This window comes from Avibacterium volantium (assembly GCF_900635775.1).
Classification (GTDB): domain Bacteria; phylum Pseudomonadota; class Gammaproteobacteria; order Enterobacterales; family Pasteurellaceae; genus Avibacterium; species Avibacterium volantium.
Genome location: NZ_LR134167.1, coordinates 269,161 through 296,157 on the forward strand (window position 1 = coordinate 269,161; position 26,997 = coordinate 296,157).

General features: G+C 40.2%; 27 protein-coding genes and 3 tRNA genes. 8 read left to right on the forward strand and 22 right to left on the reverse strand.

The annotated features are described in order from the left end of the window. Positions 1–41 precede the first annotated feature (41 nt). The 3 genes from ELZ61_RS01350 to ELZ61_RS01360 form a co-directional block, all read right to left on the reverse strand. Positions 42–722 carry a hypothetical protein gene (locus ELZ61_RS01350; RefSeq protein ID WP_126370907.1) on the reverse strand — a complete coding sequence of 227 codons (681 nt, stop codon included), beginning with the start codon at positions 720–722 and terminating at the stop codon, positions 42–44. 18 nt (positions 723–740) lie between these two features. Next, positions 741–1,406: a baseplate complex protein gene (locus ELZ61_RS01355; RefSeq protein WP_126370910.1), complete on the reverse strand. Its 666-nt coding sequence runs from the start codon at positions 1,404–1,406 to the stop codon at positions 741–743. Between the two features lie 172 nt (positions 1,407–1,578). Further along, a complete protein-coding gene (locus ELZ61_RS01360; protein ID WP_126370912.1) occupies positions 1,579–1,776 on the reverse strand; it encodes a helix-turn-helix transcriptional regulator in 198 nt (65 codons plus the stop codon). A 475-nt stretch (positions 1,777–2,251) separates the two neighbouring features. Here ELZ61_RS01360 and ELZ61_RS01365 point away from each other — a divergent pair, with 475 nt between their 5' ends. Continuing rightward, entirely contained in the window at positions 2,252–2,530 is a 279-nt protein-coding gene (locus ELZ61_RS01365) for an ogr/Delta-like zinc finger family protein (protein ID WP_126370914.1), read from the forward strand. A gap of 10 nt (positions 2,531–2,540) precedes the next feature. Here the strand turns inward: ELZ61_RS01365 and ELZ61_RS01370 are convergent, their stop codons facing one another. The 12 genes from ELZ61_RS01370 to ELZ61_RS01425 all read right to left on the reverse strand — a co-directional run bounded on the left by ELZ61_RS01370 (position 2,541) and on the right by ELZ61_RS01425 (position 12,789). Further along, positions 2,541–3,749, reverse strand: coding sequence for a tyrosine-type recombinase/integrase (locus ELZ61_RS01370; protein ID WP_103854383.1), 1,209 nt, complete (start codon positions 3,747–3,749; stop codon positions 2,541–2,543). 212 nt (positions 3,750–3,961) lie between these two features. Then, positions 3,962–4,038: transfer RNA gene (locus ELZ61_RS01375), tRNA-Arg, on the reverse strand. 164 nt (positions 4,039–4,202) lie between these two features. Further along, a tRNA-Asn gene (locus tag ELZ61_RS01380) sits at positions 4,203–4,278 on the reverse strand. Positions 4,279–4,282: 4 nt separating this feature from the next. Beyond that, a tRNA-Phe gene (locus ELZ61_RS01385) sits at positions 4,283–4,358 on the reverse strand. Between the two features lie 156 nt (positions 4,359–4,514). Beyond that, on the reverse strand, positions 4,515–5,588 hold the full coding sequence (mltC, locus tag ELZ61_RS01390; protein WP_126373532.1) for a membrane-bound lytic murein transglycosylase MltC: 1,074 nt from the start codon (positions 5,586–5,588) through the stop codon (positions 4,515–4,517). Next, complete coding sequence (locus ELZ61_RS01395) at positions 5,588–5,866, reverse strand: oxidative damage protection protein (RefSeq protein ID WP_126370916.1); 279 nt, start codon at positions 5,864–5,866, stop codon at positions 5,588–5,590. The genes mltC and ELZ61_RS01395 overlap by 1 nt, the downstream gene beginning before the upstream one ends. Beyond that, on the reverse strand, positions 5,866–6,984 hold the full coding sequence (gene mutY, locus ELZ61_RS01400; protein ID WP_126370918.1) for an A/G-specific adenine glycosylase: 1,119 nt from the start codon (positions 6,982–6,984) through the stop codon (positions 5,866–5,868). The genes ELZ61_RS01395 and mutY overlap by 1 nt, the downstream gene beginning before the upstream one ends. 148 nt (positions 6,985–7,132) lie before the next feature. Beyond that, positions 7,133–8,500 carry an adenylosuccinate lyase gene (purB, locus tag ELZ61_RS01405; protein ID WP_126370920.1) on the reverse strand — a complete coding sequence of 456 codons (1,368 nt, stop codon included), beginning with the start codon at positions 8,498–8,500 and terminating at the stop codon, positions 7,133–7,135. 12 nt (positions 8,501–8,512) lie between these two features. After that, a complete protein-coding gene (hflD, locus tag ELZ61_RS01410; protein WP_126370923.1) occupies positions 8,513–9,124 on the reverse strand; it encodes a high frequency lysogenization protein HflD in 612 nt (203 codons plus the stop codon). Positions 9,125–9,274: 150 nt separating this feature from the next. Then, positions 9,275–10,120, reverse strand: coding sequence for a DUF817 domain-containing protein (locus tag ELZ61_RS01415; protein ID WP_126370925.1), 846 nt, complete (start codon positions 10,118–10,120; stop codon positions 9,275–9,277). 54 nt (positions 10,121–10,174) lie between these two features. Further along, a complete protein-coding gene (locus ELZ61_RS01420; protein ID WP_039153406.1) occupies positions 10,175–10,828 on the reverse strand; it encodes an IS1595 family transposase in 654 nt (217 codons plus the stop codon). Between the two features lie 89 nt (positions 10,829–10,917). Further along, a complete protein-coding gene (locus tag ELZ61_RS01425) occupies positions 10,918–12,789 on the reverse strand; it encodes a monovalent cation:proton antiporter-2 (CPA2) family protein (RefSeq protein WP_126370928.1) in 1,872 nt (623 codons plus the stop codon). A 276-nt stretch (positions 12,790–13,065) separates the two neighbouring features. Between ELZ61_RS01425 and cpdB the strand changes: the two genes are divergently transcribed. From cpdB to ELZ61_RS01445, 5 genes are all read left to right on the forward strand, one after another. Beyond that, on the forward strand, positions 13,066–15,039 hold the full coding sequence (gene cpdB / locus ELZ61_RS01430; RefSeq protein WP_126370930.1) for a 2',3'-cyclic-nucleotide 2'-phosphodiesterase: 1,974 nt from the start codon (positions 13,066–13,068) through the stop codon (positions 15,037–15,039). Positions 15,040–15,116: 77 nt separating this feature from the next. Further along, positions 15,117–16,205: a 5-methyltetrahydropteroyltriglutamate--homocysteine S-methyltransferase gene (locus ELZ61_RS01435; protein WP_126370932.1), complete on the forward strand. Its 1,089-nt coding sequence runs from the start codon at positions 15,117–15,119 to the stop codon at positions 16,203–16,205. A 181-nt stretch (positions 16,206–16,386) separates the two neighbouring features. Continuing rightward, positions 16,387–17,850, forward strand: a complete 1,464-nt coding sequence (locus ELZ61_RS01440; RefSeq protein ID WP_126370934.1) for a sodium:solute symporter family protein — start codon at positions 16,387–16,389, stop codon at positions 17,848–17,850. Positions 17,851–17,859: 9 nt separating this feature from the next. Continuing rightward, positions 17,860–18,003: a hypothetical protein gene (locus ELZ61_RS10650; protein WP_017806322.1), complete on the forward strand. Its 144-nt coding sequence runs from the start codon at positions 17,860–17,862 to the stop codon at positions 18,001–18,003. Then, entirely contained in the window at positions 17,990–19,471 is a 1,482-nt protein-coding gene (locus tag ELZ61_RS01445; protein WP_197717464.1) for a sulfatase family protein, read from the forward strand. Before ELZ61_RS10650 ends, ELZ61_RS01445 begins: the two co-directional genes overlap by 14 nt. Positions 19,472–19,537: 66 nt before the next feature. Here ELZ61_RS01445 and ELZ61_RS01450 read toward each other — a convergent pair whose 3' ends face one another. Then, a complete protein-coding gene (locus ELZ61_RS01450; RefSeq protein WP_241969715.1) occupies positions 19,538–20,506 on the reverse strand; it encodes an ROK family protein in 969 nt (322 codons plus the stop codon). A 182-nt stretch (positions 20,507–20,688) separates the two neighbouring features. Next, on the reverse strand, positions 20,689–21,456 hold the full coding sequence (gene tpiA, locus ELZ61_RS01455) for a triose-phosphate isomerase (RefSeq protein ID WP_017805179.1): 768 nt from the start codon (positions 21,454–21,456) through the stop codon (positions 20,689–20,691). Between the two features lie 167 nt (positions 21,457–21,623). On the opposite strand from tpiA, the gene ELZ61_RS01460 reads away from it, so the two are divergent. Beyond that, positions 21,624–22,058 (forward strand): GNAT family N-acetyltransferase, encoded by a 435-nt coding sequence (locus ELZ61_RS01460; protein WP_115248774.1) that lies wholly within the window; start codon positions 21,624–21,626, stop codon positions 22,056–22,058. Between the two features lie 49 nt (positions 22,059–22,107). Beyond that, positions 22,108–22,488 (forward strand): hypothetical protein, encoded by a 381-nt coding sequence (locus ELZ61_RS01465; protein WP_103854368.1) that lies wholly within the window; start codon positions 22,108–22,110, stop codon positions 22,486–22,488. Between the two features lie 79 nt (positions 22,489–22,567). Here the strand turns inward: ELZ61_RS01465 and ELZ61_RS01470 are convergent, their stop codons facing one another. The 5 genes from ELZ61_RS01470 to ELZ61_RS01490 all read right to left on the reverse strand — a co-directional run bounded on the left by ELZ61_RS01470 (position 22,568) and on the right by ELZ61_RS01490 (position 26,993). Continuing rightward, positions 22,568–23,410, reverse strand: a complete 843-nt coding sequence (locus ELZ61_RS01470) for a cysteine ABC transporter substrate-binding protein (protein WP_115248772.1) — start codon at positions 23,408–23,410, stop codon at positions 22,568–22,570. Continuing rightward, positions 23,394–24,158: an amino acid ABC transporter ATP-binding protein gene (locus tag ELZ61_RS01475; RefSeq protein ID WP_126370938.1), complete on the reverse strand. Its 765-nt coding sequence runs from the start codon at positions 24,156–24,158 to the stop codon at positions 23,394–23,396. Before ELZ61_RS01475 ends, ELZ61_RS01470 begins: the two co-directional genes overlap by 17 nt. Before the next feature lie 12 nt (positions 24,159–24,170). Continuing rightward, entirely contained in the window at positions 24,171–24,839 is a 669-nt protein-coding gene (locus ELZ61_RS01480) for an amino acid ABC transporter permease (protein WP_126370940.1), read from the reverse strand. 2 nt (positions 24,840–24,841) lie between these two features. Beyond that, complete coding sequence (locus tag ELZ61_RS01485; protein ID WP_126370942.1) at positions 24,842–25,504, reverse strand: amino acid ABC transporter permease; 663 nt, start codon at positions 25,502–25,504, stop codon at positions 24,842–24,844. A 161-nt stretch (positions 25,505–25,665) separates the two neighbouring features. Continuing rightward, a protein-coding gene (locus ELZ61_RS01490) for an IS3 family transposase (RefSeq protein WP_126370944.1) occupies positions 25,666–26,993 on the reverse strand; the annotation gives its coding sequence in 2 pieces (ribosomal slippage) (positions 25,666–26,543 and positions 26,543–26,993; 1,329 coding nt in all). Between the last annotated feature and the right edge of the window lie 4 nt (positions 26,994–26,997).

Consider the following 26,997-nt stretch of genomic DNA (forward strand, 5'->3'; position numbering starts at 1 on the left):
TAAAGAGAGAAAAGCCGCACAAGGCGGCTTAATGGCGTGAATTATTGTTTTTCTTTGAGTTCTTGCAAGCGGCGGCGGGCAAAGAAGCCTGTGCCTAGAGTCTGATATAGAATTTTAGGCTTATCTATTCCTAAAGGGGGTTTTTCGGGATTCTTAATAAATGGTGCCACCTTTTTGCCAAAATATTTTAAAAATCCTTGTTCTACAGTGATATGGATTTGTTTTAGTGTGTTTATCTCTCTCATATCTAAACATTCTACATAAAGACCGCATAGGAAGTTTAGTTTTTTGATAAATTCTTCATCTTTAATAAGTTCCTGTGTAAGCTCAAAAGCATACCTATTTAACTGATTATATATGGATTGCGCTGCTGAAGCTGCTTCGCTGTATTCTTCAAGTTTGAAAATTTCAATTTTATTTTCTGTTTCCTTATTCAGTTTTTCTAATAAGGTGATTTTTCTTGTATTTGAATTAAGTTGATCTGAAAGTTTGTCAAATTCAGCAAAGTCTAGATTTGTGCTTTCTACGTCTAATGAGCCATCTAATTTCTTTTCAAGATCAATATTTTCAGCTTGCAATGCTTGAATAATTGCATTATTGCGATTAATAATTTCTTGTTTCTTTGCGATTTCATCATTCGCTTTTTTTAATGCTTCTAGCGCCTCTTCGTATTCTGCTTTTTTCTGAATAAAGGTTTCGTTTTGGGTTATGGTATTTAGCATAGTTTTTTCTCCGTAGTATTATTTTTCTGGGGATGGTTGGCTTTTATCACTTGAGAAAATAGAAGATATTTTCTCTAATCCTTTTTTGGCTGCTCCTTTAAAATCGCCTTGATTTAAACGGCCTGAAAGGCTAGGATCTTTTTCTGTGCCATCAATTTTTTCTTCAGCTTTATTTGGTTTAGCCTGTGTAGGCTGTGCTTTAGGGTGATTTTCTTTTTGTACTATTTTCTTTGGTTTTGGTTTGCGTTTTTCTTTTTTCTCGCTAACACTATTAGCTTCTTTTAAAATAAAACTTACATTCCAAGCCATAAAGTCATCTTGTTCTACAATATCAACCTCACCGCTGAATTTTACTTCTCTAATGTTCATTGCTTGCGCAGTTCTTGATGAAACTCTATATTTAATTTGTCCACCTGTTCCATCAGTGCCTTCAGCTAAATTAATTAGATCAGTTAGCCATTTTTCCTCTCTATATGGAATCATTCCTTTAACGTGGAGTTCTTTCGCCTTTATCCCTTTATCTGCTTTTTTTGTGCTAGATTTACGGCCACTCATATCCGCTTCTTCTCGTCTAAAAGTACCAGTGATACTTAAATTATGCATAAGAATGGGTTTGCCATTTAATGCAATTAGAATAGCAGGAGATTTTCTTTTTGTTTCAGTTTTTTCAGTTGTTTCAGACATTTTATTTTTCCTTTTTTGTTGGTATAATATTTGCGTTTAATTTAAAACTTTAGATTAAACAAGGGTTCTTGAAATATTCTTATACTTCAAGAAAATAACTATATTAAACTATATCTCGTTTTTTGTTTTCGTGAGCACATAGCCCTAGGTAATAAAATTTATCTAGGGCTATTTATTTAGCTCTTCTTCTTAACTTTTCTTCAATCCAGCTATCCACTTCACTTTCTAACCATACAACACGATTACTTGCAATCATAATACTTTTAGGGAATTTCCCCCCGCGCATATAGTTATAAATGGTAGATTTGCTAAGGCTTGTTCTTGTAATAACTTCATCTAGTGAAATAAAGCGTTCTTTTTTCTCTTTCATTTATACTCCTATAATTTGAACGGCTATAAATGCTATAGCACTTAATTACATAGATAAATATTAGAGGATTTAATAGAGGGATTAAATGAATTTGCCTTGTGATATTAATTATCACAATAACAAGATGAACAAATTAATTAAAATAGCTAGAAAGTTTCCATTGTGCGGGTAAAATCCTACGTCACGTCATACGGCACGAAAAATCCACTCTCCCACCCGCGTTTTTTGTGTCAAAAATTGCCATTTTTTCAGTTAATTTTCAGTATGATTTTTATGTAATTTATTGAAAATAAAGGAAATGTACTCAATTTTTTCCATTTCCTTAACTGAAAAAATTACAGTTAATTTCAGTGAATTTCAGTTAAGAAAAAGCACTAAATAGAACATTAAACAGTTAATTAATTGAAATTAAAGGGAATTTTTGATTTTACGTGAGAGATATGCCAAGAATTTTTTACAGTTAAGAGATTGAACAATGCCAAGAGCCTTTAAAATTTATTGCACAGCTTGCAAAAGCCGAGCAACAATTACAAGAACAGAAAGACCACTTCAAGGCTTTAGCCGTCTTTATTGTTCTTGCAATAATCCAGAATGCTTGCATCGTTTTGTAATGAATTTAGAATTTAGCCATACCACAAGACCAAGCCTACTAGATAAAGACGTTTTTATTAACACACTTATAAGCCAATTTTCGCCAGAAGATAAGGCTAAAATGCTTGCTGCATTACAAAAAGAAACTAGCCCCAATAAATAGGGGCTAAAAATTAGGCTTTAATGGCTTCTATTTTACATTTCTCCACATAATCCCCCCACGTTTGCATAATCTCAATTCTTGATTTCCACTTTTTCGATTTATCATAAGCTGCCCGAACCTTGCCTTTATTTTCGTGTGAAAGACATAGTTCAATAGCTTCAGAAGAAAATACATCAAGATCGTGAAGATAGGTACTAGCAATAGAGCGCAAACCGTGGGCGACTAAAAGCCCTTTAAATCCCATTCGCTTTAGCGCCACATTTGCCGCCTGTGTACTCATATGATTAGTATAAGGTGCGGTGTAGGTTGAGAATACATATTTCCTATTTCCATTATATCGCCGCATTTGCTCTAAAATATATAAGGCTTGAGTAGATAAAGGAACGCTATGCGGCCGTTTTCCTCCTTTCATTTTTTCAGCAGGAATATGTAGCACTTTATTTTTAAAATCAATTTCTGACCATTCAACCCGTACCGCTTCCGCAGAACGCAACATTGTTAATAGCTGCCATTCTATTAAAAGTGCAGTGGGGCGCTGAATATTCGCATTTTGCAATACTTTAAATAAATAAGGTAATTCGCTTGGGGGAATTGTTGGCTGATGCACCGCCTGAATGTAATTAAATTCATTATGAATTCCCCTTAATGGATTTTTAATAATTAATTCCTCATCTTCCGCAAGTTGAAATATCTGATTTAAAGAAACATTAATTTTATAAAGTGTATTAGAATGCTTAAGCGGACTAAGTGCAGAAAAAATAGATTTTAAGCTCACTTCTTTAATGTTCATCTCTCCAACAACGGGGAATATATAAACTTCAAGCCGCCGAAAAGCCTCTTTAATGGTTTGCTCTTTTACCTTTCCTTGTTGCAATCGCCGATCTCGCCATTTAATCGCCAACTCCCTTAAAGTCATCATATCATTCTCCAAGCGCTCAAATTGTGCATTTTTATAACCTAGCGGATCAATATTCTGCACAAGTAGCGTACGATATTCCTGCGCAATTTCTCTAGCTTTTGCCAAAGATAAATCAGGGAATGCCCCTAAACTAACTTTCTTATGCTTCTTAAAGTATTTATAGGCGAAATACCAAATCTTAGCGCCATTAGGCTTTACTCTAATGTAAAGCCCCTGCCCATCAGATTTAATGTATTCTTTCGCCATAGGCTTTAGATTTTGAAGGGTAGTATTGGTTAAAGGTTTAACAATTTTGCTCATATCTCATAACCTTATGAAAAATAAAGGATAATTAACCTTTTAGATCCCTCGTAAAAATCCCTTTAAGGTGAGGGATCTAAACAGGGATCTAAAAAGCACGGATGCAAGCAAACAAAGAAAAACACAAACGAACAAACACGAACAGCAAGCTCTTGTTTTTGTTACATTTTCTATAAATTTTGAACATTGGCGAACGTAAAAGAACAATAGAATGGCGAACGTGGGCGGAGTCGAACCGCCGACCTGTCCCTTAGGAGGGGACTGCTCTATCCTGCTAAGCTACACGTTCTTTTGCGTTTCAGTTTGACACAAATATGTAATGATGAAAAGCACGGGATAAAAAATAAAGTGCGGTGCGAATTTGGTTAATTTTTTAGTAAAAAAAGAATAAAAAAAGAAATAGTATGAGATATGAAAAAAGCCGCTAATTTTCATTAGCGACTCTTAGGAATTTGGCTCCTCCTGCTGGACTTGAACCAGCGACATATGGATTAACAGTCCACCGTTCTACCGACTGAACTAAGGAGGAATAGTGGTGCCTCGAGGCGGAATCGAACCACCGACACGGGGATTTTCAATCCCCTGCTCTACCGACTGAGCTATCGAGGCAACGCATCAGTGGTGCGTATTAAACGATTTTTACCGCGTTAAGTCAATCATTAATTTTAACTTTTTTACGTTTTTTTGTTTGTTTGAATATTTAACAAGCGAAACGCATAGAAATACGGCAAAAATCGCATAAAAAACCAAAGCTACTTCTAATTTTTACCGTCTAACGCGATAACTTTTTTGAGCCTTATCCACCTTAATTAAATAATTTCTTGCTTGTGAAGATGGGTGTGCCGTGGTCAAAATTCGGTACACTTGCTCAGGATATAAGCGGTTGATTTGTTCAATCGCCATATCTTTATCTTCGTGGAACACGCGCAACACCGCACCTGCCCCGCTGTTATACGCAGAAATCATCGCAAAACGCTTAGACGTTGGGTTAGTAATGCCATCTAAATATTTATTTTGTAATAGCCATAAATACGATGCGCCTGCATCAATATTTTTTTCAGGGTCAAACAAATAGCTTTTTGACGGCTGACCACCACGCCCTTTCATTTGGAACACATCTCGCCCTGCCGTATGCGGTACCACTTGCATTAAGCCAATGGCATTAGCATAGCTAATCGCATAAGGGTTAAAGCTAGATTCCGTTTGCATAATGCCTAAAATCAAACTTTCATCAAGGTTGTAGCATCTAGCGGCGCGGCGCACCATTGGTAGGTATTTTTGCGCACGCACGGCAACGTGATTAGCAATCATTGGGATCACCACAAACTGCACCATTCTGCCGTTACTCAAGCGGCGTGTTTGCAATTTATTTTGCACCAGATAATCGGCAAAATTGCCCGCGATAAACTCGTTGGTAATTTGCTGCCCCGCATTATCCACCACTTGCCCTACTAAGAAAGGACGAGAACTTATCGGCACATCACCAGAGGCAAATAAATCAATGCCTTTCGCATCTGATCCCATTAATAACGTATGCACGATAGCATTATGCAGGCGGTTCAAATCTTGCTGTGTTTCAACCGTGATAACCCCTTCATCAAAGCTCACGTGGCTACGAGTGTAATAACTATCGGTGTATTTCACATAGTCTTTACGGCTTGCCACCAACAGCTCATTCACACCCCAAATTTGATCGATATTATGGGAAAATTGCCCCGTCAAAATATCTAACCCCTGCGTATCTTTCGCAAAGGCTTCATCATAATTTATTCCTTTATGGCTTGATCCACTACAAGCAAACAAAAAAGGAATAATTAAAGCAACAACATATTTCTTCATCATTCTTTTTCCGCTGGCGGAACATAGCCTTCAATATGGACATCTTTACCTTCAAATAAGAAATTCACCATTTCTTGCTCTAATAATTGGCGATGTTCGGCATTCATCATATTTAATTTTTTCTCATTAACGAGCATTGTTTGTTTTTTCATCCACTCGCCCCAAGCCTGTTTGCTGATATTATCAAAAATACGTTTGCCTAATTCGCCTGGGTAAAGTTGAAAATCTAGCCCGTCCGCCTCTTGTTTTAAATAGGCACAAAATACCGTTCTTGCCATTATTCTTTTCCTTTTGCTAACTGTAATAAAAGATTTTTGACTGGCATTGCCAGCCCGATTTGATCAGGATTTTGCGGATCATACCAATATTTGACCGCACTTTGTATAGAAGATTCATACTTGCCGTGATTTTCACCCACCTTTTTCCAATCTGAGCGATTAGCGTCCTCGCCGTGATATTCCTGTTTCACATAAATCGGGTGAATCATTAAGTGAAAATGGCTAAAGGTATGGCGAAAAGCTGGCCATTCCTGATAAAAATCCACGTTTTGACGAGCCAAATAAGCCAGTAAATCCTGCTTGCTGTCAAATTGTGGAAAACAATACAAACCGCCCCATAAGCCCGCATTTTCACGCTGTTCTAAGGCCACTTTACCTTGTTGCTGCCAAATTAAGAAATAACTTTGTCGCTCGGGTAAGGTTTTCTTTGGTTTCTTCGCAGGATAATCTTGCCAATTTTGTTGCAAATTTGCACCGCACTTTGCAGATAAGGGACAAAGGGCACATTTCGGTTTCGTGCGTGTACACACCATCGCACCAATATCCATCATCGCTTGATTAAAATCTGCCACACGCTGTGTTGGCGTAACTTCTGTACTTAACTGCCAAAGTTGATTTTCCACTTTTTTCTCACCAGCCCAGCCTTCAACCGTAAAATAACGGGACAGCACACGTTTCACATTGCCATCTAAAATAGGATAAGGGGCATTTAAGCAAGAAGATAAGATTGCCCCCGCCGTGCTTCGACCAATGCCTTTTAACGCCTGTACTTGTTCAAATTCAGTGGGGAAATTGCCCTGATACTGATCGCGAATAATTTGTGCTGATTGGTGCAGATTTCTTGCCCGTGCGTAATAGCCCAAGCCCGTCCACAAATGCAGCACTTCATCAAGGGGCGCATCGGCAAGATCAATGATGGTAGGAAACCGTTGCATAAAGCGTTCAAAATAAGGAATCACCGTGGCAACTTGAGTTTGTTGTAACATTACCTCGGACAGCCAAACGCCATAAAGGGTTTTATTTTGCTGCCAAGGCAAATGCTTACGTCCAAATTGATCGTACCAAGCTAGAACAGATTTTGCGAAAGGCGCAGTGGCGGAAGATTGAGCTAATAGCATAAATACAATAGATAAAAGAATGAAAAAGCGCAGTGTATCATAGGCAAAATTTATCTTGCAAAAGAATTGCGAACGGAAATGCCATAAGGGCAAAACAAAAGTGCGGTGAAAAATGTCGAGATTTTTCACCGCACTTATTTTTAGCCCATTAAAGTTTTTCCACTAACTCCACTGCTGCGCCAATATAAGTGGCAGGGGTGAGTTGTTGTAAGCGCTGTTTTTCGTGCGCTGGAATGGCTAACTTCTCAATGAACTCACGCATTGCTTGCTCATCAACGCGTTTTCCGCGCGTCAGTTCTTTCAATTTTTCGTATGGCTTTTCAATGCCATAACGGCGCATTACGGTTTGAATTGGCTCAGCCAGCACTTCCCAGTTTTGGTTGAGTTCATCACGCAAATGCTGCTCGTTCACTTCAAGTTTGCTAATGCCTTTTCTGGTGGCAGCATAGGCGATTAAACAATAGCCCAAGCCCACGCCCAAATTACGCAATACGGTGGAATCCGTTAAATCACGCTGCCAGCGAGAAATTGGTAATTTCGCTCCTAAATGCCCCATTACTGCGTTTGCAATGCCCAAATTGCCTTCTGAGTTTTCAAAATCAATTGGGTTCACTTTGTGTGGCATTGTTGATGAGCCAATTTCCCCAGCAATAGTACGTTGTTTGAAGTGATTTAAGGCAATATAGCCCCATAAATCGCGATCAAAATCAATAATAATGGTGTTGAAACGCGCAACGTTATCAAACAATTCGGCAATGTAATCGTGCGGCTCAATTTGCGTAGTGTAAGGGTTCCATTTAATGCCGAGCGAAGTAACAAATTCTTCGCTAAATTGATGCCAATCTACATCAGGATAGGCGGATAAATGGGCATTGTAGTTTCCTACTGCACCGTTGATTTTGCCAAGAATTTCAATCTCTTGCAGTTGTTTGAACTGACGTTTTAAGCGATATACCACATTCGCCATTTCTTTCCCAACGGTGGACGGAGAAGCAGGCTGTCCGTGGGTGCGAGAAAGTAATGGGATCGCTTTGTATTCGTGCGCTAGGCGCTCAATTTCAGCAATCAATTTCTGCCATTCAGGCAAAATCACTTCTTCGCGCGCTGTTTTCAGCATTAAGGCGTGGGAAAGGTTGTTAATATCTTCAGAAGTACAAGCAAAATGGATAAACTCACTCACTGCGGCTAATTCTTCAAGAGCTGTGGTTTTTTCTTTCAAAAAATATTCCACCGCTTTCACATCGTGGTTGGTGGTTTTTTCAATTTCTTTGATACGCTGCGCGTCCGCTAAACTGAAATTCGCCACAATTTCATCAAGGTAATCGTTTGCTTTTTGCGACAAAGAAGGCACTTCTTGAATTTGTGCAGTCGCCGCCAATTTTTGTAGCCAACAAACTTCGACCGTAACACGGAATTTGAGCAAACCAAATTCGCTAAAAATAGCACGCAAAGCCGTTGTTTTGTCTTGATAACGACCATCAATCGGGGAAATCGCGGTAAGTGCGTTTAATTCCATAAGAAAGAACTCCTAAAGGGTTGAGTAAATTTGTTGTGCCGTTGTGGCGATTTTGCCACGGGAAAAAAGAAACTGGTATTTTTTGCCGCCCACTTGACGCCATAGCACCGCCGAGCGAATGCCTGCCAATAGACTTGCGCGAATACGGTGCTGAATGCCTTGTTGTTGCAAATAATCTGGCGCGCCAAGCACCTGAATACGGCTACCGAGCGGGCTGATGACGTCCACATAAATGCTGGCAAGATTGCTTATCATCTGCTCATCAAGTAAATCATAAAAATTGAGCTGTGAAGGCAAATAGGCGATGCGTTGTGCCAATTCCGCCTTTGCTTTTGGCGATTTACTCAGCTTGCCCTCCAACGCCAGCAAGCTCACCCAGTAGCGCGTTAGCTCTGCATCTCTACCATTGAGCTGTTCCATTAAGGTTTCTAAACCTAACTTTAAATTTCGTGCATCACCGCCATACACGGCAAGCACATTTTCTGGTGCTGTTTGCAAAAGGCTTTGTAAACTATGTTTGAAGGCTTGTGAGTCAGCATCGCCATTATGAGCGAATTGTTGAACCAATTTCGTTGCTTGACATACCCCTGATAAAGCTAAAGTAATTTCGTAATAATCTGCCATATTTGTAAAGAAAAAATCTCATAAAAAAGTCATCTGCAATATAGCATTTTTCCCTTTTCTTTGAAAGGCAAACAAATAAATGACAAGCTACCAAAATGGTATTCTGCGCAATGAAATGTCTAATTCAAATGAAGAAATGACTATTTAATTTTAATCTCTCGAAACCCTAATTGTATACTTAATATGTTTTAAATTTGTCACAATAGTAAATGTCATAATAACTAATAATGCCCAAGCACTCCACTTACTAATATGAACCATAGACCAAGCCCCTATTTGATGTGGATACAACCAAATACCTGCGAAAGTACTAATATTTTCAGCCAACCAGATGAAAAAACCAATTAAGCCAAAAGCGACTAATAATGGCATTTTTCGAGGCACATCATAAGGGGTAAATAGAACAGTGGTTCGTACATATAACCCCAATACAAAAGCGGCAAGATACCAACGATAATCACCAATATAATGATGAGTAAAAAAATTTAAATAAATCGCCAATGCAGATAATGTTGCCAACCAATAAGGAGGATGGCTTTTTATGCGTAAATCAAAAAGTCGCCATGCTTGAATAATATAACTCCCCACTGCGGCATACATAAACCCAGTGAAAAGAGGCACACCCATTACTTTTGTGTAAGCAAAATCTGGGTAAGACCAAGATTGGATATGACTAGAGGTTTTAAATACTTCTAATATAAAACCAACTAAATGAAATAGCGTGATAGATTTTACTTCATCCCAAGTTTCTAACCTAAAATAGAGCATTATGGCTTGAACAAAAATCGCAAAAATGAGAAGTAAATCATAACGAGGAATACCAAATGCCCCCTCTCTTGGAATACTAAACATTGCAATAAAAAATAACCCTGCAAATAAACAGGCTCTCGCCTCTTTTAAACCAAAAAAGAAAAACTCTATCCCAAATCGCTTAATACCATGGATAGAAGTATTTTTTGCGTGATGACATAGCCAAAGATCAATTTTATTTAACATTTATAAAAATTTCTTTTCTTCTACCTTAAAATTAGGGGCTGTAGTAGATTAGCCCTAAATTTCACACCATTTTCGCAATATTTTTAACTGCTCTTTTGGTGTCCCAAAGTTAAACCGAAATTCACATTCCTTCAAGAATAAAGGAAAGTTTTTTCGGTTAATTCCATTATATTTTCGCAGTATCCGCTTCGCCTGATTCCAAAAATTTTCAATGCCATTAATATGATTTTGTTTCACCGCAAATAGCTCGGAATGATTGATTCGTTCGTGGTGAAATTCACTCACATCAAGCGCATCATAACTGCGATAAGTGTCCGTATAAACCCAGCTATCAGGCTTGATTTTTCTTTTAATAACAGGGAGTAATGTTTCACTCTTGGTGTTTTCAACCATAACAGTAAATACCTTTCCTTGTCGTTTTAGTAACCCAAAAACAGCAACTTTTCCAGCTGCTCCTCGTCCTCGTTTTCCCTTTCGATGACCACCAAAATAGCTTTCGTCTAGTTCAATTTCCCCCTCAAAAATCTCGTTAACTTCAAGGGATAAATGATAGCCAATCACAAGCCTGATTTTATGGTAGAACAAAGCGGCTGTATTCGGTTGAATATCTAGCAAATTTGCTGCTGTTCTTGCAGTAACTTCTGCGACAAAAAACTCAAGCAGTTTTTTCTGTATGGATTTCTTTAATTTACAATATGTTATCTTCATTTTTGTAGTATAGCATTGTTGCTAATCTACTACAGCCCCTAACCTTTTTATTATAAATAAAGCCGCCAAGCAATATTGACGGCTTTAACTTACTCCCCCGATCGATTCTCTTCCCCTGGTTGCCAATCAACCTTGCCGCCTGCGAGCAGGGTGAGCATCATTGATTTGGTTTCTTGTTCGAGCTCTTTGGCGCGGGCGATCATTCGTTCGTTGCTAAATACGGAAATTTCAGGATCGTAAAGACTTGCCATTTCCGCTAAGCCGTGGCGATCGCGGTGGTAGTAAAATTCTGCGATTTGTTTGGCTTTTTCTTTGTCCATACCAAGCTGTTCTAAGGCTAAACGGCCGCTGCGGATCGCGGAGTCGAAAGTTTCTCGCACAATATTTCTTGCCCCAGCACGGTATAAATCATAAACATGGCGGCGATCATAAGCACGGGTGATAATCGGTAAATTTGGGTAAAAGTGATGTGCGAAGTGGGCGATTTGTATAGCTTGTTCTTTGTCATCAAGGGCAATAACCAATAATTTGGCTTTCGCAATGCCCGCAGTTTCCAACAAGTCAGAACGAGAGCCATCGCCAAAATAGGTTTTTAAACCAAAACGTGATAAGCCTTCCACCAAGGTAGCATCGTAGTCAATTACCGTAGGCTTGTAGCCACAACTCATTAACATTCCGCTGATAATTTGACCGTAACGTCCGTGGCCGATAATAAGGACGTCATTTCGATCTTCAATGGTGTCGTTTTCGCGCTGTTGTTGGTGGCTTGCGCGCGGTACGATCAGTTTATCGTAAGCAATAAATAAGAAAGGCGTGAGCAACATTGAAATGGCCACGGCAAGCAAGAGTTTGTCGGTGATTTCTCTTGGTAGAATGCCATTTTGTTGGCTGAAAGAAAGTAGCACAAAACCAAATTCTCCCGCTGGTGCTAGGCTTAGGGCGAATAAATTACGGTTAAGGCGATCCAAACGGAATATTAACCCCAGCCCCCATAAGACAATGGCTTTGATGAGAATAAATAATAGCGTGATGCCTAAAATCACCGTGAAGTCATTGAATAATAAGCTGAAATTAATATCTGCGCCTACGGTGATGAAAAACAAACCAAGCAATAAGCCTTTGAATGGTTCAAGATTGCTTTCTAGTTCGTGGCGATATTCACTATTTGCCAATACCACGCCTGCTAAGAATGTGCCTAAGGCTGGCGAAAGGCCGATAGCCGACATCATCGCTGCAATGCCGATCATCAATGCTAAGGCAAATGCGGTGAAAATTTCACGGGTTCTTGATGCGGCAATATAGCGGAAAATCGGACGCGCGAGAAAATAGCCGCCAAAGATAATCGAACCAATCACGCTAAAGGTGATCAGGGTTTTGACATAATTATTCACCCCGTCTAATAAATTGTCTGAATGTTGCTTCGCGCTATGCAGACTATCAATCAATTCAGGCGAAGCAAGCATTGGCAAGAACGCTAAAATCGGAATGATGGCAATATCTTGGAATAACAGCACGGAAAAACTGCTTTGCCCCCCGGGACTATTCAGCAAATGCTTTTCCCCCAAGGTTTGCAACACAATCGCGGTGGACGATACTGCCAACACACAGCCAATGGCAATGCTCATTTCCCAGCTAAAATTAAGCAAATGGGCAACACCTGCAATCGCGCCAATAGATAGAATGACCTGCAAGCCCCCCAAGCCGAGCAATTTAGTGCGTAGCGCCCATAGCATTTTAGGATCAAGCTCTAAACCGATTAAAAATAACATCATCACCACGCCAAATTCAGCAACGTGTTGCACGCGTTCGGTTTCCTGTCCGACTAAGCCTAAAATTGGCCCAATCGCCACCCCTGCCAACAAATAGCCTAGCACTGAGCCTAATCCCAAACGTTTGGAAACTGGCACAGCCACCACGGCGGCAAAGAGATAGATAAACGCGGAAGTCAGTAATGATGTCATAAGCAAACCTATTGTCTATGGATAGTCTTGATATTGTACTTGATCTAGCGAGAAATCCTAAACGCAAGTGCGGTGCTTTTTCCGAAAAAAATAAAGGCTGTCTTGCTGCTCGCTTTTTTAACTTATTGATTATGCCAAGAAAATTAACCTGCAAAAAATTTCATAAAAAAACACCGCACTTGATTTTTATCATAAATATTGACTAGAGCCCTGTACAAAAACAACGTAAAATCATCGTGTCTTTGTCATCATTTATAGAACCTAAAAGGAGAAAATATGGATAGAAGAAAATTCCTGCGTCTTGGCGCATTAAGTTTATTCAGTGTAAACAGCTTATCGCTCAATGCGGCGGAGCAAAATACTGCGGTAGCGTTACGCATTATTGCCACCACGGATATTCACGGTTTTTTGACGGATTTTGATTATTACAAAGATGCGCCTACGGATAAATTTGGTTTTACCCGTGCAGCAAGCCTGATTGCAAGCGCACGTCAAGAAGTGAAAAACTCGGTGTTAGTGGATAATGGCGATTTAATTCAAGGCAACCCGATTGCCGATTATCAAGCCGCCAAAGGGGATAAAGAAGGCAAGCCAAATCCGTCTATTTTAGCCCTAAATGCAATGCACTATGATGTGGGAACGATCGGCAACCACGAGTTCAACTATGGTTTAGATTATTTAGATCGTGCCATTAAGCAAGCCGACTTCCCTATTATCAACGCCAATGTGGTGAAAGCCAGCGATGACCAACCTTATTTCCAACCTTATTTTATTCAAGAAAAAAGCGTAACAGATAATGCGGGCAACAAGCATCAAATCAAAATTGGTTATATTGGTTTTGTACCACCACAAGTGATGGTTTGGGATAAGGCTAATTTAGAAGGCAAAGTGAGAGCCTACGATATTAAGAAAACCGCAGAAAAATATGTGCCAATTGTGAAAGCACAGGGTGCTGACATTATTGTTGCACTGGCGCACACCGGCCCTTCCGATGAACCTTATAAAGAAGGTGAAGAAAATGCCGCTTTCCATTTAGCCGATGTAAAAGGCATTGATGCTGTAATCTTCGGCCATTCGCACCGCTTGTTCCCAAATAAAGAATTTGCTAACAGCAAAGGGGCGGATATTGAAAAAGGCACAATGAACGGCGTGCCAGAAAGTATGGCGGGCTATTGGGCAAATAATATCAGCGTGGTGGATCTCACCTTAAATCAACATAATGGTAAATGGTTTGTTACTGACGGCCGTGCAGCCTTGCGTCCGATTTATGATGCCGATAAGAAAAAAGCCCTTGTGGGCAATCACCCTGAAGTTGCGGCATTACTTGCGCCAATCCACGAAGCCACTCGTGCCTTTGTAGCACAGCCGATTGGAAAAGCCTCTGACAATATGTATAGCTTCCTTGCCTTGTTCCAAGATGATCCAACGGTACAAATCGTAAACCAAGCGCAACAAGCTTACGCTGAAAACGTGGTGAAAAATCTGCCTGAGCTAGCAGGTATTCCAGTGTTGAGTGCCGCTGCGCCATTTAAAGTCGGTGGACGTAAAAACGATCCAAGCGCTTATGTAGAAGTGGATAAAGGCGATCTCACTTTCCGCAATGCGGCAGATCTCTATCTCTACCCAAATACCTTAGTGATTGTCAAAGTTAGCGGCGCAGAACTCAAACAATGGCTTGAGTGCAGTGCGGGAATGTTTAACCAAATCGATCCAAATAGCGACAAACCACAATCCTTGTTAAATTGGAACGGTTTCCGTACTTACAATTTCGATGTGATTGACGGAGTAAACTATGAAATTGATGTTACCCAACCTGCCCGTTATGACGGTGAGTGCAAGCTCATTAATGACAAGGCATCGCGTATTGTCAATCTCACCTATCAAGGCAAGCCAGTGCAAGATAGCGATCAATTCTTAATTGCGACCAATAATTATCGCGCTTATTCCGGCAAATTCCCTGGCACGGGTGATGCCCATATCGTCTTTGCTTCCCCTGATGAAAATCGTCAAATTTTGGCAAACTACATCAGCCAAACCACCAAAGAAAAAGGCGAAGTGATCCCTTCTGCGGATAATAACTGGAAACTTGCTCCAATCACCACTACTCAACCATTGAAAGTACAAGTGGAAACGTCCCCAAGCGACAAAGCAAAAGCCTTCATCAAAGAAAAAGCGCAATATCCAATGGATTACGTTGGGCAAGATGAACTAGGCTTTGCGGTTTACCAAATAAATTTAAACAAAAAATAGACCGCACTTTCATTTTTACACCATGGCGATGCTAACCCATCGCCATTTTTCACAATGATACTATTTAAGGAGTGAATATGACATTATCAACATTACCTTTGCACGCTGACACTGTGGGCAGTTATTTACGCAGTGCGGTGCTGAAACAAGCCCGTGAACAATTCAACGCTGGCGAAATTGATCGTGCCACCTTAACCCGTATTGAAGATCAAGAAATTGAAAAATTAGTCCAAGCACAGTTAGATGCCGGTTTAAAAGTGCTTACTGATGGCGAATATCGCCGCTCATTTTGGCACATTGATTTTCTTGAAAATTTAAACGGCATTGAAGGCTATGAGCCTGAACACGGTTATAAATTTAATGGCGTTGAAACCCGAGCTTATAACACACGCTGTTGTGGCAAAGTGTCGTGGAATCCTAATCACCCTTTTATTGAGCATTTCAAAAAGCTCAATGCTATTGTGGCTGGGCGTGGCATTGTGAAATACACCATTCCAAGCCCAAACCAGTTAATGTACCCCGTTCAGTGGGATCACGGTGTGTATGCCAGCCGCGCAGAATTTGCAAAAGACGTACAACAAGCCTATAAAGATGCCATTCAAGCCTTTTATCAAGCAGGTTGCCGTTATTTACAATTTGATGATGTTTATTGGGGCTCTTTGTGCAACAATCACGACAAACCTGAATTTGCCGCAGATAAAGCCCAAGCCTTGGAAAATATTCAAGTGGTACTTGCTGATAAACCCAAAGATATGATCATCACAACCCACGTTTGCCGTGGCAACTTCCGTTCAACTTATTTATTAAGTGGCGCTTATGATCCTGTTGCCCCTGAGCTATTCGGTCAAACACAATATGACGGCTATTTCCTTGAATATGATGATGAACGCTCTGGTGGATTTGAGCCCTTAAAATATTTCGCTGGCAATAAAGGACGTGTTGTACTTGGCTTAATCAGTTCTAAATTTCCAACCTTAGAAGACCCTGCCACAGTAAAAGCTCGCATTGCCGAAGCCGCTCAATATGTGCCACTTGAGCAACTCTGCCTTAGTCCACAATGCGGTTTTGCCTCCACCGAAGAAGGCAATATTATGACAGAGCAAGAACAATGGGCGAAAGTGCGTTTAGTTGAGCAAATTGCCGCTGACGTTTGGGGCGAAGACTAATCTTTACGATAAACGCTTCTTTTCAAAAGTGCGGTGAAAAAACACCGCACTTTTTCTTTTACCAATTTCTTAATCTGTGATCTTGCTCACGCGGGGTTTATGATTTTTGTCATATCTGCCTTTAACGCTCTCCTTTAAACTGTCAGTAACTATTTATTCATACCAATATTGGGAGGAAAATATGCAGTTTAACTGGAGCGTAGATGGCAGTATTGTCGGGCTTTATATTTTGTTAAGCCTTGTTGTCGGTATTATTGTGCGGAAATATGTAAAGAATGTGAATGATTTCTTGGTGGCAGGCAGAAATGTGGATTTACACGTTGGGATTGCATCTTTAGCCGCCACTGAGTTTGGCATTATAACCTGTATGGCGGCAGCACAGCTTGGCTATAAATACGGTTTTGCGGGAGCCACAGTGGGGTTAATTATGACCATTGTAATGTTCACCGTAGGGAAAACAGGATTCTGTATTGAACCTTTACGCAAAGCTGGTGTGGTAACCATTCCAGAGTTTTTTGAACATAAGTTTGGAAAAAAAGTTCGTTGGGCTGCCGGTGTGGTAATTGTGCTTGGTGGCTTGCTTAATATGGGCGTTTTTTTACGCACTGGTGGTGAATTTTTAGTTGCTGTGGCTGGGCTTAAACCAGAATATTTAGAAATCACGATGACAATTTTATTGCTTGTGGTAGCGTTATATACCATTTTAGGTGGAATGCTCTCCGTTCTGGTTACAGATTATATGCAGTTTATTTTAATGAGTGTTGGCTTGGTTCTAACCACTTGTACGATTTTCTATCAGGTGGGCTGGGATACGTTATTTGATACTGCAATTTCTAATTATGGTGCTGGTGGTATTAATCCTTTTGTTAATCCTAATCTTGGTTGGCAATATGTGCTTTACACTGCTTTAGTGCTTACTGCGACAGTACTTACTTGGCAAACAATGGTTTCTCGTGTGTTGTCAGCAAAAGATGCGAATGTTGCGAAAAAAATGTACACACGCACCAGTTTATTTTATATCGTACGTTCATTAATCCCTGTTATGTGGGGTGTTGCCGCGTTAGCTTTTGTGAGTTTAGAAAGTGTGGGCGGAAAACCAATCCAAGCAATGCCAACAATGCTTTCTATTGTGATTCCAACAGGGATCATTGGTTTGCTTGTCGCAGCTATGTTGGCGGCAGATATGTCCACAAATTCCTCTTATTTATTAGGTTGGGCAAGTGTTATTTACAATGACGTATTGATTATTTTCCATAAAAATAAATGGTCAGAACGTAAATCTATTGCTGTCAATCGCGTATTAGTGGCATTAATTGGGGTTTTCTTACTGTTCTATGGGTTGTGGTATCCATTAAAAAGCGACCTATGGGTATATATGACACTCACTGCAACTATTTATTCCGTTGCGGTTTCCACCCTGTTAATTTCAGCTTGTTATTTCAAAAAAGCCAATAACTGGGGGGCTTATGCAACCATCGTTGTGGGTGCTTTAACGCCACTTTCTTACTTAATCGCACAGCAGATTCCTGCACTTGAACCTATTGCGGCAAAAATTGGCCCTTATTATTCTGGTATTACTGCGTTTGTCTTTGCTTGGATTGCAATGATTGTTGGTTCATTATTAAAAAATGCGTTACGCAAATAAGGGGGAAATATGACAGATTTAATCATTCTCTTTTGGAAAGGACTCATCTTATTCGGGCTAAGTTGGTATATTTGCACGATTTTTATTGTTGGTTTTAAAGGCTTTCAAAATATCAAAACGATGTTAGGAGTAGGCAATAATGAAAAAAACTAACGTCGTTTTAATTGTTGCCGATGATTTAGGCTATTGGGCGCTTGGTTGCTATGGGAATAAAGAGGCGATTACGCCCAATATTGATAAATTAGCGCAGCAAGGTAAAAAATTTAACCATTTCTTTTGTGTTTCCCCTGTTTGCTCCCCTGCAAGAGCCTCAATTTTTACCGGCAGGATTCCTTCTCAACACGGAATTCACGACTGGTTGGAAGAATGGGAAAATGGTGCGACTACAGAACATTATTTAAAAGGGCAATCAACTTTTGTAGATCGCTTAAAACAGCATAATTATCTTTGTGCAATGAGTGGCAAATGGCATTTAGGTATGGCAGATACTCCACAATGTGGTTTTGATTATTGGTATTCCCATCAGCGTGGCGGCGGCCCTTACTTCAATGCGCCAATGTACCGAGATGGTATATTAATTGAAGAACCCGACTACATTACAGATAAAATCACCGATTATGGGCTAGACTTTATTGAGAAAGTACATAATGCCGATCAGCCATTTTTTCTCAATCTAAGTTATACCGCCCCACATTCCCCTTGGGATCGAAAAAACCACCCACAGGAAATACTGGATCTTTATGCAGATTGTCAATTTGCATCTTGTCCACGCGATCCTTATCACCCTTGGAAAATTTATGAAACCTTTGAAGGTGATGAACAAGAACGATTAGAAGTGTTAAGGGGATATTTCGCAGCCTTAACCGCAATGGATTTTAATATTGGAAGAATTATCACCGCACTTGAGGAAAAAGGCATTTTAGAAAACACGCTAATCATTTTCACCAGTGATAACGGTATGAATATGGGACATCACGGTATTTTTGGTAAAGGGAATGGCACAAGCCCTGTGAATATGTTCGACACGTCGGTAAAAGTGCCGTTTATTCTTTATCACAAAAATCATTTATCAACCGGTGAAATAGATAACCTGCTGAGCCATTATGATTTCCGCCATACCTTGTTGGAATACCTCAATATCAGTGATGAAGATCAGGCACAGGTGCGTTATCCAGGAAAAAGTTTCGCGACTTTATTAAAACAAGATCCCGCGGATTCACGAGAAGAAAATCATCTTGTGATCTTTGATGAATATGGTCCAACCCGAATGATCCGCAATCGATCTTTTAAATATATTCATCGCTATCCTGATGGGCCTTATGAATTTTATGATCTGCGTAACGATCCTGATGAACACCATAACCAAATTGATAACCCAGATTATCAACAGCAGATCGCCCAAATGCGGCGTGAGTTAAACCGGTGGTTTAATCAATATATCAATAAAGAAATTGATGGTGCAACCTTGCCTGTTTACGGCGGCGGACAGCGTACGCTTGCGGGCGAATGGGGCGGCTATGCCGAAAACACGTTCAACAAATATACAAGCGATTTTGTTTTTTCCGCAGAGGGAAAGCTACAGCAAAAATCTGATGTAAAAGTGAAAGAAAAAATTCAGTAAAGCAGTAACATAAACGCGAAAGATAAAAAGTAGGAAACCATTTCCTACTTTTTTATTGCCTTGCAATTATTTTATCACTAACGCTGCAGCGCCTTTTACGCCAGCGGAATCAAGCAGTTGGCTTGGTTTAATTTGCAGGTTTTGTAGGGATACGCCTAAGGCATAGTGCGGTAGGAATTTTTGTACTTTTTCGATGATGAAATCGGCGGATTTTGCGACTCCACCAGCCAATACAATAAGTTCAGGATTAAAAATATTAATCAGCACGCCTAAGCCGTAAGCCAAATATTTTGCGAAACTATCTACCACTTGCAGCGCGAGATGATCGCCTTTTTTGGCGTATTCAAAAATATGATGAGCTTGCAGAGAATCTAAATCCGTGGAAAAACGTTGGAAAAACTCACCGCACTTTTGTTTATCTGTTTCTGGAGCGCTAAGAAGTTTTTTGGCTTCCCGCACTAATCCTGGGGCGGAAGTATAAGTTTCCAAGCAGCCTGTTAAACCGCAGCCGCATTTCATTCCTTGTTCGTTCACCATAATATGGCCAAATTCGCCCGCGCAGCCGCCCGAACCAGACAACACCTTGCCGTTGAGTAAAATGCCTGAAGCAATGCCCGTGCCAATTGGCACAACAATAAGATTCGCCACGCCTTGCCCAGCGCCGAATAAATGTTCACCCAAGGTAATGGCTCGCACATCGTTTTCCACCACCACATTTTTGTGAGAAATTTCTTCCATTAATTGCTTGGCATTGAAATCATTGCCCCAAGAAAAATTGGCCGCAATTTTAACGATCGCTTGATCCACCACTGGGCCTGGAATTCCCAAGCCGATGCCAGCTAATTGTGCTTCTGAAAGTTCATTTTGCGCAAGCAAATCCAAAATGGTCTGCCAAATGCGAGAAAAAGTGGATCTTGCCCCTTGCTGAGATAAAGTCGGAATGCTCTGTTCTGCAAGAATATTAAAATGGTTGTCTAAAATGCCAATTTTTGTGTTTGTGCCGCCAATGTCCACGCCTGCGTAATATTTCATCATCAACTCCATTTATTTTGCTAATCTTAAATTTCAACATAACTGATTTAGCCAATGCAGACTATGATAAATATCATAGTCTTGCCGTGATGAAGATCACAATTTAATAAAATAGGAAGTGGATTAAAATTTAGGCATAAAAAATCTGCCCATAATGAGCAGATTTTATAGGAATAGAGCTAAAATTAGTTTTTCGCTGCTGCGGCCGCTTTAACGATCACGGCAAAAGCTGGCGCTTTTAATGACGCGCCGCCCACTAATGCGCCATCAATGTCTGGCTGGGTGAATAATTCTGCGGCGTTAGCATCATTGACTGAACCACCGTATTGAATGATCACTTGGTCTGCCACCGCTTGAGATTTTGCTGCGATATGGCCACGAATAAAGGCGTGAACCGCTTGCGCTTGCGCTGGAGTCGCTGATTTGCCTGTGCCGATCGCCCAAATTGGCTCATAAGCAATGACTGCGCCGTTGAATGCTTCCACGCCTAATGCGTTGATCACGGCATCAATTTGGCGAGCGCATACTTCTTCCGTTTTGCCTGCTTCGTTTTCAGCTTCTGATTCACCAATACATAACACTGGCACTAAACCTGCTTCTTTCAGTGCGGCAAATTTTTTCGCAATAAATTCATCGCTTTCTTTGTGGTAAGTACGGCGTTCAGAATGGCCGATGATGATGTATTTCGCACCAAAATCTTTTAACATTGCAGTTGAAATATCACCGGTGAACGCACCTTGTACGTTTACATCAACATTTTGCGCGCCTAAGGCAATTTGGCTGCCTGCAAGGGCGGCTTCAGCTTCGGCTAAATACATCACTGGCGGTGCAATTGCCACATCACAACCATTTACGCCCGCTAATTCTGCTTTTAAGCCTTCGATTAGCTCTTTGGTAAACGCTTTGCTACCGTTTAACTTCCAGTTACCCATAACTAAAGGACGACGTGCCATAATTTTTCTCCATAGTAATTAACAAAAAATAACCGCATTACTATATCAAATTTTTTCTGCGCTTCCGTTGATTTTAGGCAAATTTGAAAAAATTTTTTGTGAAAAGATGATTATTGTGCATTAAAAAGCTACAATCTACTGTATGGATTTCACAAAAAATCATCAATATGAAAATTTTTAAAGCTGAACAATGGAATTTAGAGCTATTGCTGCCCCTTTTTGAGCAATATCGACTTTCACAAGGTATGGCGGAAAATCCTGACCGCACCTTAACCTTTCTCACCAACCGTATTCGCTTTAGTGAAAGCATTTTCTTCCTTGCGGTGGACGCTCAAAACCAAGCGCTTGGTTTTATTCAGCTTTATCCTCGCCTTTCTTCCTTACAACTGCAACGCTATTGGCAACTGACGGATATTTTTGTGCTGCCACAACAAAATTCTACGGAAATTTACACCGCACTTATTGCCAAAGCCAAAGAATTTGTGCGTTACACACAATCTACACGTTTGGTGGTGGAGCAAGATCCGCAGCAGCAATCCTTGCTAGAAATGGCGGGCTTTCGCGCCAATCCCGAAAAGCAGATTTTTGAACTTCGGTTGTAATCAAAGGTCTAATTTTCACCTTAATCACAATCCAATTTGGAGAACTATAATGAAATCAGTAAAACACATTCTTTCTGCCTTAGTGGTTGGCTCAGCGGTGTTGGCTAGCGTGCCAAGCTATGCGGCAGACTGCGCAGTCACTAACGTAAAATTTAAAAAAGGCGCATCATCAGCCAATTACAGCGGTAAAATCAAAGGCTGGCAATGCCGCAGTTATGCGTTTTATGCTAAAGAAGGGCAAACCTTAACCGTAAACTTAAGAGCCAAAGGCGCAGCGGAAGCCATTATCTACGGCGAAGATGATTTCGCACCAAACACGCCATATATTTTACCAAGAACAGGGCGCTACGAAGTGCGCGTGCTACAACCGAAAGCACAGTCCATCAAAAAACTTACATCAAGCTATAAGATGAATATTAAAATTCAATAAGCTAATGCTCTAAAAAGAAAAAGTGCGGTGGAAATTTGTTAAATTTTTTCACCGCACTTTTTTATTTCTTCAATTTAACTTAATAAGCCACTAACACTTCTTTTTCGCTGATAGTGTCGCCGTAAACAGGCAATAAGGTTTTGTCGTAAGCTTGTTTTAACACGCCCTCTTTACCTAATTTTTCAATTTCTTGATCTAACCACGCGAGCAATCCAGTATCACCTTTTTTCACTGCTGGCGCGATAAAATCTTGATCACCAAGGGTTTTAATACCAACGGTAAAACCTGGGTTTTCTTTTGCCCAAGCAAACAGCAAGGTGTTGTCGTGGGCGAGTGCATCACCGCGTCCATCTCTTAAGGCTTCAAAGGTTTCCGTGTTTTGTTCAAATTTTAATAATTTGATGTTCGGATAATGTTTGCTGAAATAAGCATCTGCCGTGGTACCTTTGTTCACCAATAAGGTTTTGCCTGCTAGTTGATTGATGTCGGTGATAACCGCGCCGTCTTTTGACACCACACCCAACGCCACTTGCATATAAGGTTTGGCGAAATCCACCACTTCTTTGCGCGCTGGGGTAACGGTGAAATTGGCGAGAATAATATCCACTTTGTTCGATTGCAAATATTCCACGCGGTTTGCGGCTTCCACCAAAACATATTGCACTTTGTTTTCATCACCTAGCAAATCTTTACCAATGGCTTTTGCAATTTCTACGTCAAAACCTTGGCTTTTGCCCTGGTTATCCACATAGCCAAAAGGCGGTTTATCGCTAAAAACGCCAATGCGCACGCTATCGGCCTTTTGTAGCTCGTGCAGACGATTTTGCACGCTATTGCTTTCGTTGTCATTGCACGCCGTTAGGCTCACAGCAAGCAGGGTAGTCGCAAAAAGTGCGGTGATTTTTTTAAATGTTTTCTTCATAGTCTATTCCTCTTGGTTCATAGTTTAAGATGTTTAAGAATGTTTTTGCCCGATCGGAATTCGGGTTGGTAAAAAAGCGATCTGGCGTGTTTTCCTCCACGATTTTTCCTGCGTCCATAAAAATAATGCGATCTGCCACTTGGCGCGCAAAGGCCATTTCGTGGGTTACAATCAGCATTGTCATTCCCTCTTTGGCAAGCTCTAAAATCACATCTAGCACTTCGCGCACCATTTCGGGATCAAGGGCTGCGGTAACTTCATCAAACAGCATAATTTCTGGGTTCATACACAAAGAGCGAACAATGGCGATACGCTGTTTTTGGCCGCCTGAAAGCTCGCGCGGATAGGCATTTTTGCGATCCAGTAAGCCCACACGTTTAAGTAATTCATCGGCTTGCTTTTCCACTTCCGCACGGGAACGCTTTTGCACTTTCATTGGGCCGAGCAAAATATTGTCGATCACCGAAAGATGCGAAAATAATTCATAGCTTTGAAAAACCATTCCAATATGTTGGCGCGCTTGTACCCAAGGCACTTGCTTGCCTAACACGCCTTGATCTTGCAAAACGATTTCACCACCTTGAATGGATTCCAGCCCGTTAATGCAACGCAACAAGGTGCTTTTTCCGCAGCCTGAAGGCCCAAGCAACACCACCACTTCGCCCTTTTTTATAGCTAAATCAATGCCTTGAAGTGCGGTGGTTTTTTCGTATTTTTTTACCAGTTGGTTAATTTCTAATAGTGCCATTTTGATTTCCTTTTATTGCTCCCAACGATTTTCCACATAGCGAGAAAAAATGGACAAGGGATAACAAATTGCGAAATATAAAAGAAAAATAAGTCCATAAATCCAAAATGCCGCGGAAGGATCGGTAAATAACGATGTTTCAATAATTTGTTGCCCTACTTTCACCACTTCTAGCACGCCAATTAACATTGCCAATGAGCTGGTTTTAATCATTCGGGTAAATAAATTAATCGCACTTGGCGTAACTCGCTTTAAACTTTGTGGCAGTAACACATATAAAAAGGTTTGTGTGCTATTTAATCCCAAGGCATAAGCAGATTCCCGTTGATGTTTTTCAATGGAATTCAATGCACTGCGCATTAAATCGCCCATTTCAGCCGTCCCCCAAAAAATAAAGACGAAAATACATACTGCAATGCCGTTTAAATGAATATTCAACCACTTAGCCAAGCCAAAATAGGCAATAAATAACCACACTAATAAAGGAATAATTCGCACCATTTCTAAATATAAACGACAAATCCCTTGGATTATTTTATTTCGGCTAGTCATAACAATGCCAAGCAATATCCCTAACAGACAAGAGAATAATACGGAAATAAATGCAATTTCAGCCGTAACCGCTAAGCCATTTAATAATCGTTGTAGATTATTTCCTTCTAATAAAATAGCTAATCCCATTATTAAACGCTCCCATATTTCGCATAACGGCTACGTTTCTCTAAATAATGAATAAGAAACGAAACTGGCAATAAAATAATGAGATAAAACACTACCAATAAAAATAATGCCTCGTTAGTTTTATAATCTAGGCCAATTAATTCTTTCGCCATAAACATTAATTCCGCAATAGCAATCGCACTGGCGATAGAGGTTTCTTTCATTAAAAATAGACAATTTGCACCAATGGCTGGCAGGGAAAGGCTCAAGGCTTGTGGCGCAATCACATAAATAAAGGCTTGTGTGGGCGTTAATCCTAAGCTCAGGGCTGATTCCACTTGCCCTTTTGACACACTTTCAATCCCAGCTCGAATCGCCTCAGCCATATAACTTCCCCCAAGAAAACTTAAGCCAATAATGGCGCAAGTAAACCCATCTAACTTAATCCCCAATTTAGACAAACCAAAATAGAGAAAGAAAAGTTGGATCAACAAAGGCGTATTGCGAGAAAGTTCAATATAGGCTTTGGCGAGCGAATTAAAAAAACGAATGTGGTAACTCGTTGCCACGGCACAAAAAAGCCCAATAATGAGAGAAAACACAATACTCCAAAACGAGAGTTGCAAAATAATAATACTGGCATCAATAAATTTGGGGATATTGTCAAAGACATACTGCCAATTCATTTTCCTTCCCTGTTGAAGTCATAAACTGGCAATCATTCTAAATAACAGAATAGTAGATTGAAAAAGAATAAAAATTTATTGGTTAGATGATTTGGTTATATTAAAACAAAAAGTGCGGTCAAAAATTGATCTGCCCCCAAAAAGTTAGACTATATTCTAATTTAATTCAAGGACTGAGTTCTGTATTCCACAGGGCTTAGTCCTTTGAGCTTCACTTGAATACGCTCATTGTTGTAGTAATGAATGTACTCGTGAATCACTTTTTCAAGCTGTTCAAAGGTTTCAAACCGCTTGCCAAAGTAACATTCCGTCTTCAATCGCCCGAAAAAGCTTTCCATCGCACCATTATCAAGGCAATTACCTTTTCTCGACATACTTTGCTTAATACCGTGTTTTTTCAATATCTCCTGATAACCCATCATTTGATACTGCCATCCTTGGTCGGAATGCAGTATCGGTTTTTCCCCCGCTAATCGGTTCACCGCCTGGGTCAACATTCTGGTTATCTGCTCAAAATTCGGACTTCTCGCCACATCATAAGCAATAATTTCGTTATTAAACAAGTCTTTAATCGGTGATAAATACACTTTGCCTTCCGCACATTTGAACTCGGTGATATCCGTTACCCACTTCTCATTCGGCATCGTTGCCGTAAAATCCCGTTGCAACAGATTATCGGCAATTTGCCCCACTTTGCCTTGGTAAGAACGATATTTTCTCTGCTTACTTTTTCCTTTTAACCCCAAACGTTGCATTATCGCTTGCACCCTTTTGTGGTTGATAATTAAGTATTTCCTTAATTCCAAGGTAATTCGACGATAACCATAATTTTCGTCATTTTTGCGATAAATTTCCTCTATTTTCTGTGAAATCGCTACATTTTTATCCGACTTTGGCTTGAGATGATAAAAGAACGAACTGCGTGCCAATCCGATTAGCCTGAGTAACAATTCCAACGGGAAACGCGAGCGTAAGGCATTTACGATGACGGCTTTTTCTGCATTTTTTGTTGGTTGAGTTCCTGCAACTTTTTTAGCATTGTATTCTCCGCTTCTAATTCCAAAATTCGGTAACGCAAGCGTTCTTCTTCTGTTTTGGGCGTTGGTGGCATTTTAGGTGAGTTGAGTTTCATACTTGGACGACCTTTAGGTTTGAGTAATAACCCATCTATACCTTGTTTTTCAAAGCGTTGCAACCATTGACTAATTATCCCTGAACTGGGAATATCAAAGCGAAAGCAGGCGGCTTCAGCGGAGCACTGGCCTTTTTTGATAGCTTGAATAACCTTTAATTTAAACTCAACAGAATAATATCGTTTTTTACCTAACACAGCTAATCCATTGATTCCATTATGATTAAATTTCGCAATCCAACGTGCTAACGTTCTTTGGGGAAGCTGAAAATACTGGCGAGTAAGCGAACGGTTTTTTCCATTTTGATGATAAAAGTCGAGCACTTGTTGTTTGAAACGTTGAGTATATTTAGTCATAAAA

Coding starts and splice junctions, on each gene's coding strand:
- ELZ61_RS01365 (WP_126370914.1), top strand. CDS start 2,252: ATGCCAAGAGCCTTTAAAATTTATTGCACAGCTTGCAAAAGCCGAGCA.
- ELZ61_RS01350 (WP_126370907.1), bottom strand. CDS start 722: ATGCTAAATACCATAACCCAAAACGAAACCTTTATTCAGAAAAAAGCA.
- mltC (WP_126373532.1), bottom strand. CDS start 5,588: ATGAAGAAATATGTTGTTGCTTTAATTATTCCTTTTTTGTTTGCTTGT.
- ELZ61_RS01460 (WP_115248774.1), top strand. CDS start 21,624: ATGAAAATTTTTAAAGCTGAACAATGGAATTTAGAGCTATTGCTGCCC.
- ELZ61_RS01470 (WP_115248772.1), bottom strand. CDS start 23,410: ATGAAGAAAACATTTAAAAAAATCACCGCACTTTTTGCGACTACCCTG.
- ELZ61_RS01440 (WP_126370934.1), top strand. CDS start 16,387: ATGCAGTTTAACTGGAGCGTAGATGGCAGTATTGTCGGGCTTTATATT.
- ELZ61_RS01420 (WP_039153406.1), bottom strand. CDS start 10,828: ATGAAGATAACATATTGTAAATTAAAGAAATCCATACAGAAAAAACTG.
- ELZ61_RS01435 (WP_126370932.1), top strand. CDS start 15,117: ATGACATTATCAACATTACCTTTGCACGCTGACACTGTGGGCAGTTAT.
- ELZ61_RS01360 (WP_126370912.1), bottom strand. CDS start 1,776: ATGAAAGAGAAAAAAGAACGCTTTATTTCACTAGATGAAGTTATTACA.
- mutY (WP_126370918.1), bottom strand. CDS start 6,984: ATGCTATTAGCTCAATCTTCCGCCACTGCGCCTTTCGCAAAATCTGTT.
- ELZ61_RS01475 (WP_126370938.1), bottom strand. CDS start 24,158: ATGGCACTATTAGAAATTAACCAACTGGTAAAAAAATACGAAAAAACC.
- hflD (WP_126370923.1), bottom strand. CDS start 9,124: ATGGCAGATTATTACGAAATTACTTTAGCTTTATCAGGGGTATGTCAA.
- ELZ61_RS01370 (WP_103854383.1), bottom strand. CDS start 3,749: ATGAGCAAAATTGTTAAACCTTTAACCAATACTACCCTTCAAAATCTA.
- ELZ61_RS01445 (WP_197717464.1), top strand. CDS start 17,990: ATGAAAAAAACTAACGTCGTTTTAATTGTTGCCGATGATTTAGGCTAT.
- ELZ61_RS01395 (WP_126370916.1), bottom strand. CDS start 5,866: ATGGCAAGAACGGTATTTTGTGCCTATTTAAAACAAGAGGCGGACGGG.
- ELZ61_RS01355 (WP_126370910.1), bottom strand. CDS start 1,406: ATGTCTGAAACAACTGAAAAAACTGAAACAAAAAGAAAATCTCCTGCT.
- ELZ61_RS01450 (WP_241969715.1), bottom strand. CDS start 20,506: ATGATGAAATATTACGCAGGCGTGGACATTGGCGGCACAAACACAAAA.
- ELZ61_RS01465 (WP_103854368.1), top strand. CDS start 22,108: ATGAAATCAGTAAAACACATTCTTTCTGCCTTAGTGGTTGGCTCAGCG.
- purB (WP_126370920.1), bottom strand. CDS start 8,500: ATGGAATTAAACGCACTTACCGCGATTTCCCCGATTGATGGTCGTTAT.
- ELZ61_RS01425 (WP_126370928.1), bottom strand. CDS start 12,789: ATGACATCATTACTGACTTCCGCGTTTATCTATCTCTTTGCCGCCGTG.
- cpdB (WP_126370930.1), top strand. CDS start 13,066: ATGGATAGAAGAAAATTCCTGCGTCTTGGCGCATTAAGTTTATTCAGT.
- tpiA (WP_017805179.1), bottom strand. CDS start 21,456: ATGGCACGTCGTCCTTTAGTTATGGGTAACTGGAAGTTAAACGGTAGC.
- ELZ61_RS10650 (WP_017806322.1), top strand. CDS start 17,860: ATGACAGATTTAATCATTCTCTTTTGGAAAGGACTCATCTTATTCGGG.
- ELZ61_RS01480 (WP_126370940.1), bottom strand. CDS start 24,839: ATGGGATTAGCTATTTTATTAGAAGGAAATAATCTACAACGATTATTA.
- ELZ61_RS01485 (WP_126370942.1), bottom strand. CDS start 25,504: ATGAATTGGCAGTATGTCTTTGACAATATCCCCAAATTTATTGATGCC.
- ELZ61_RS01415 (WP_126370925.1), bottom strand. CDS start 10,120: ATGTTAAATAAAATTGATCTTTGGCTATGTCATCACGCAAAAAATACT.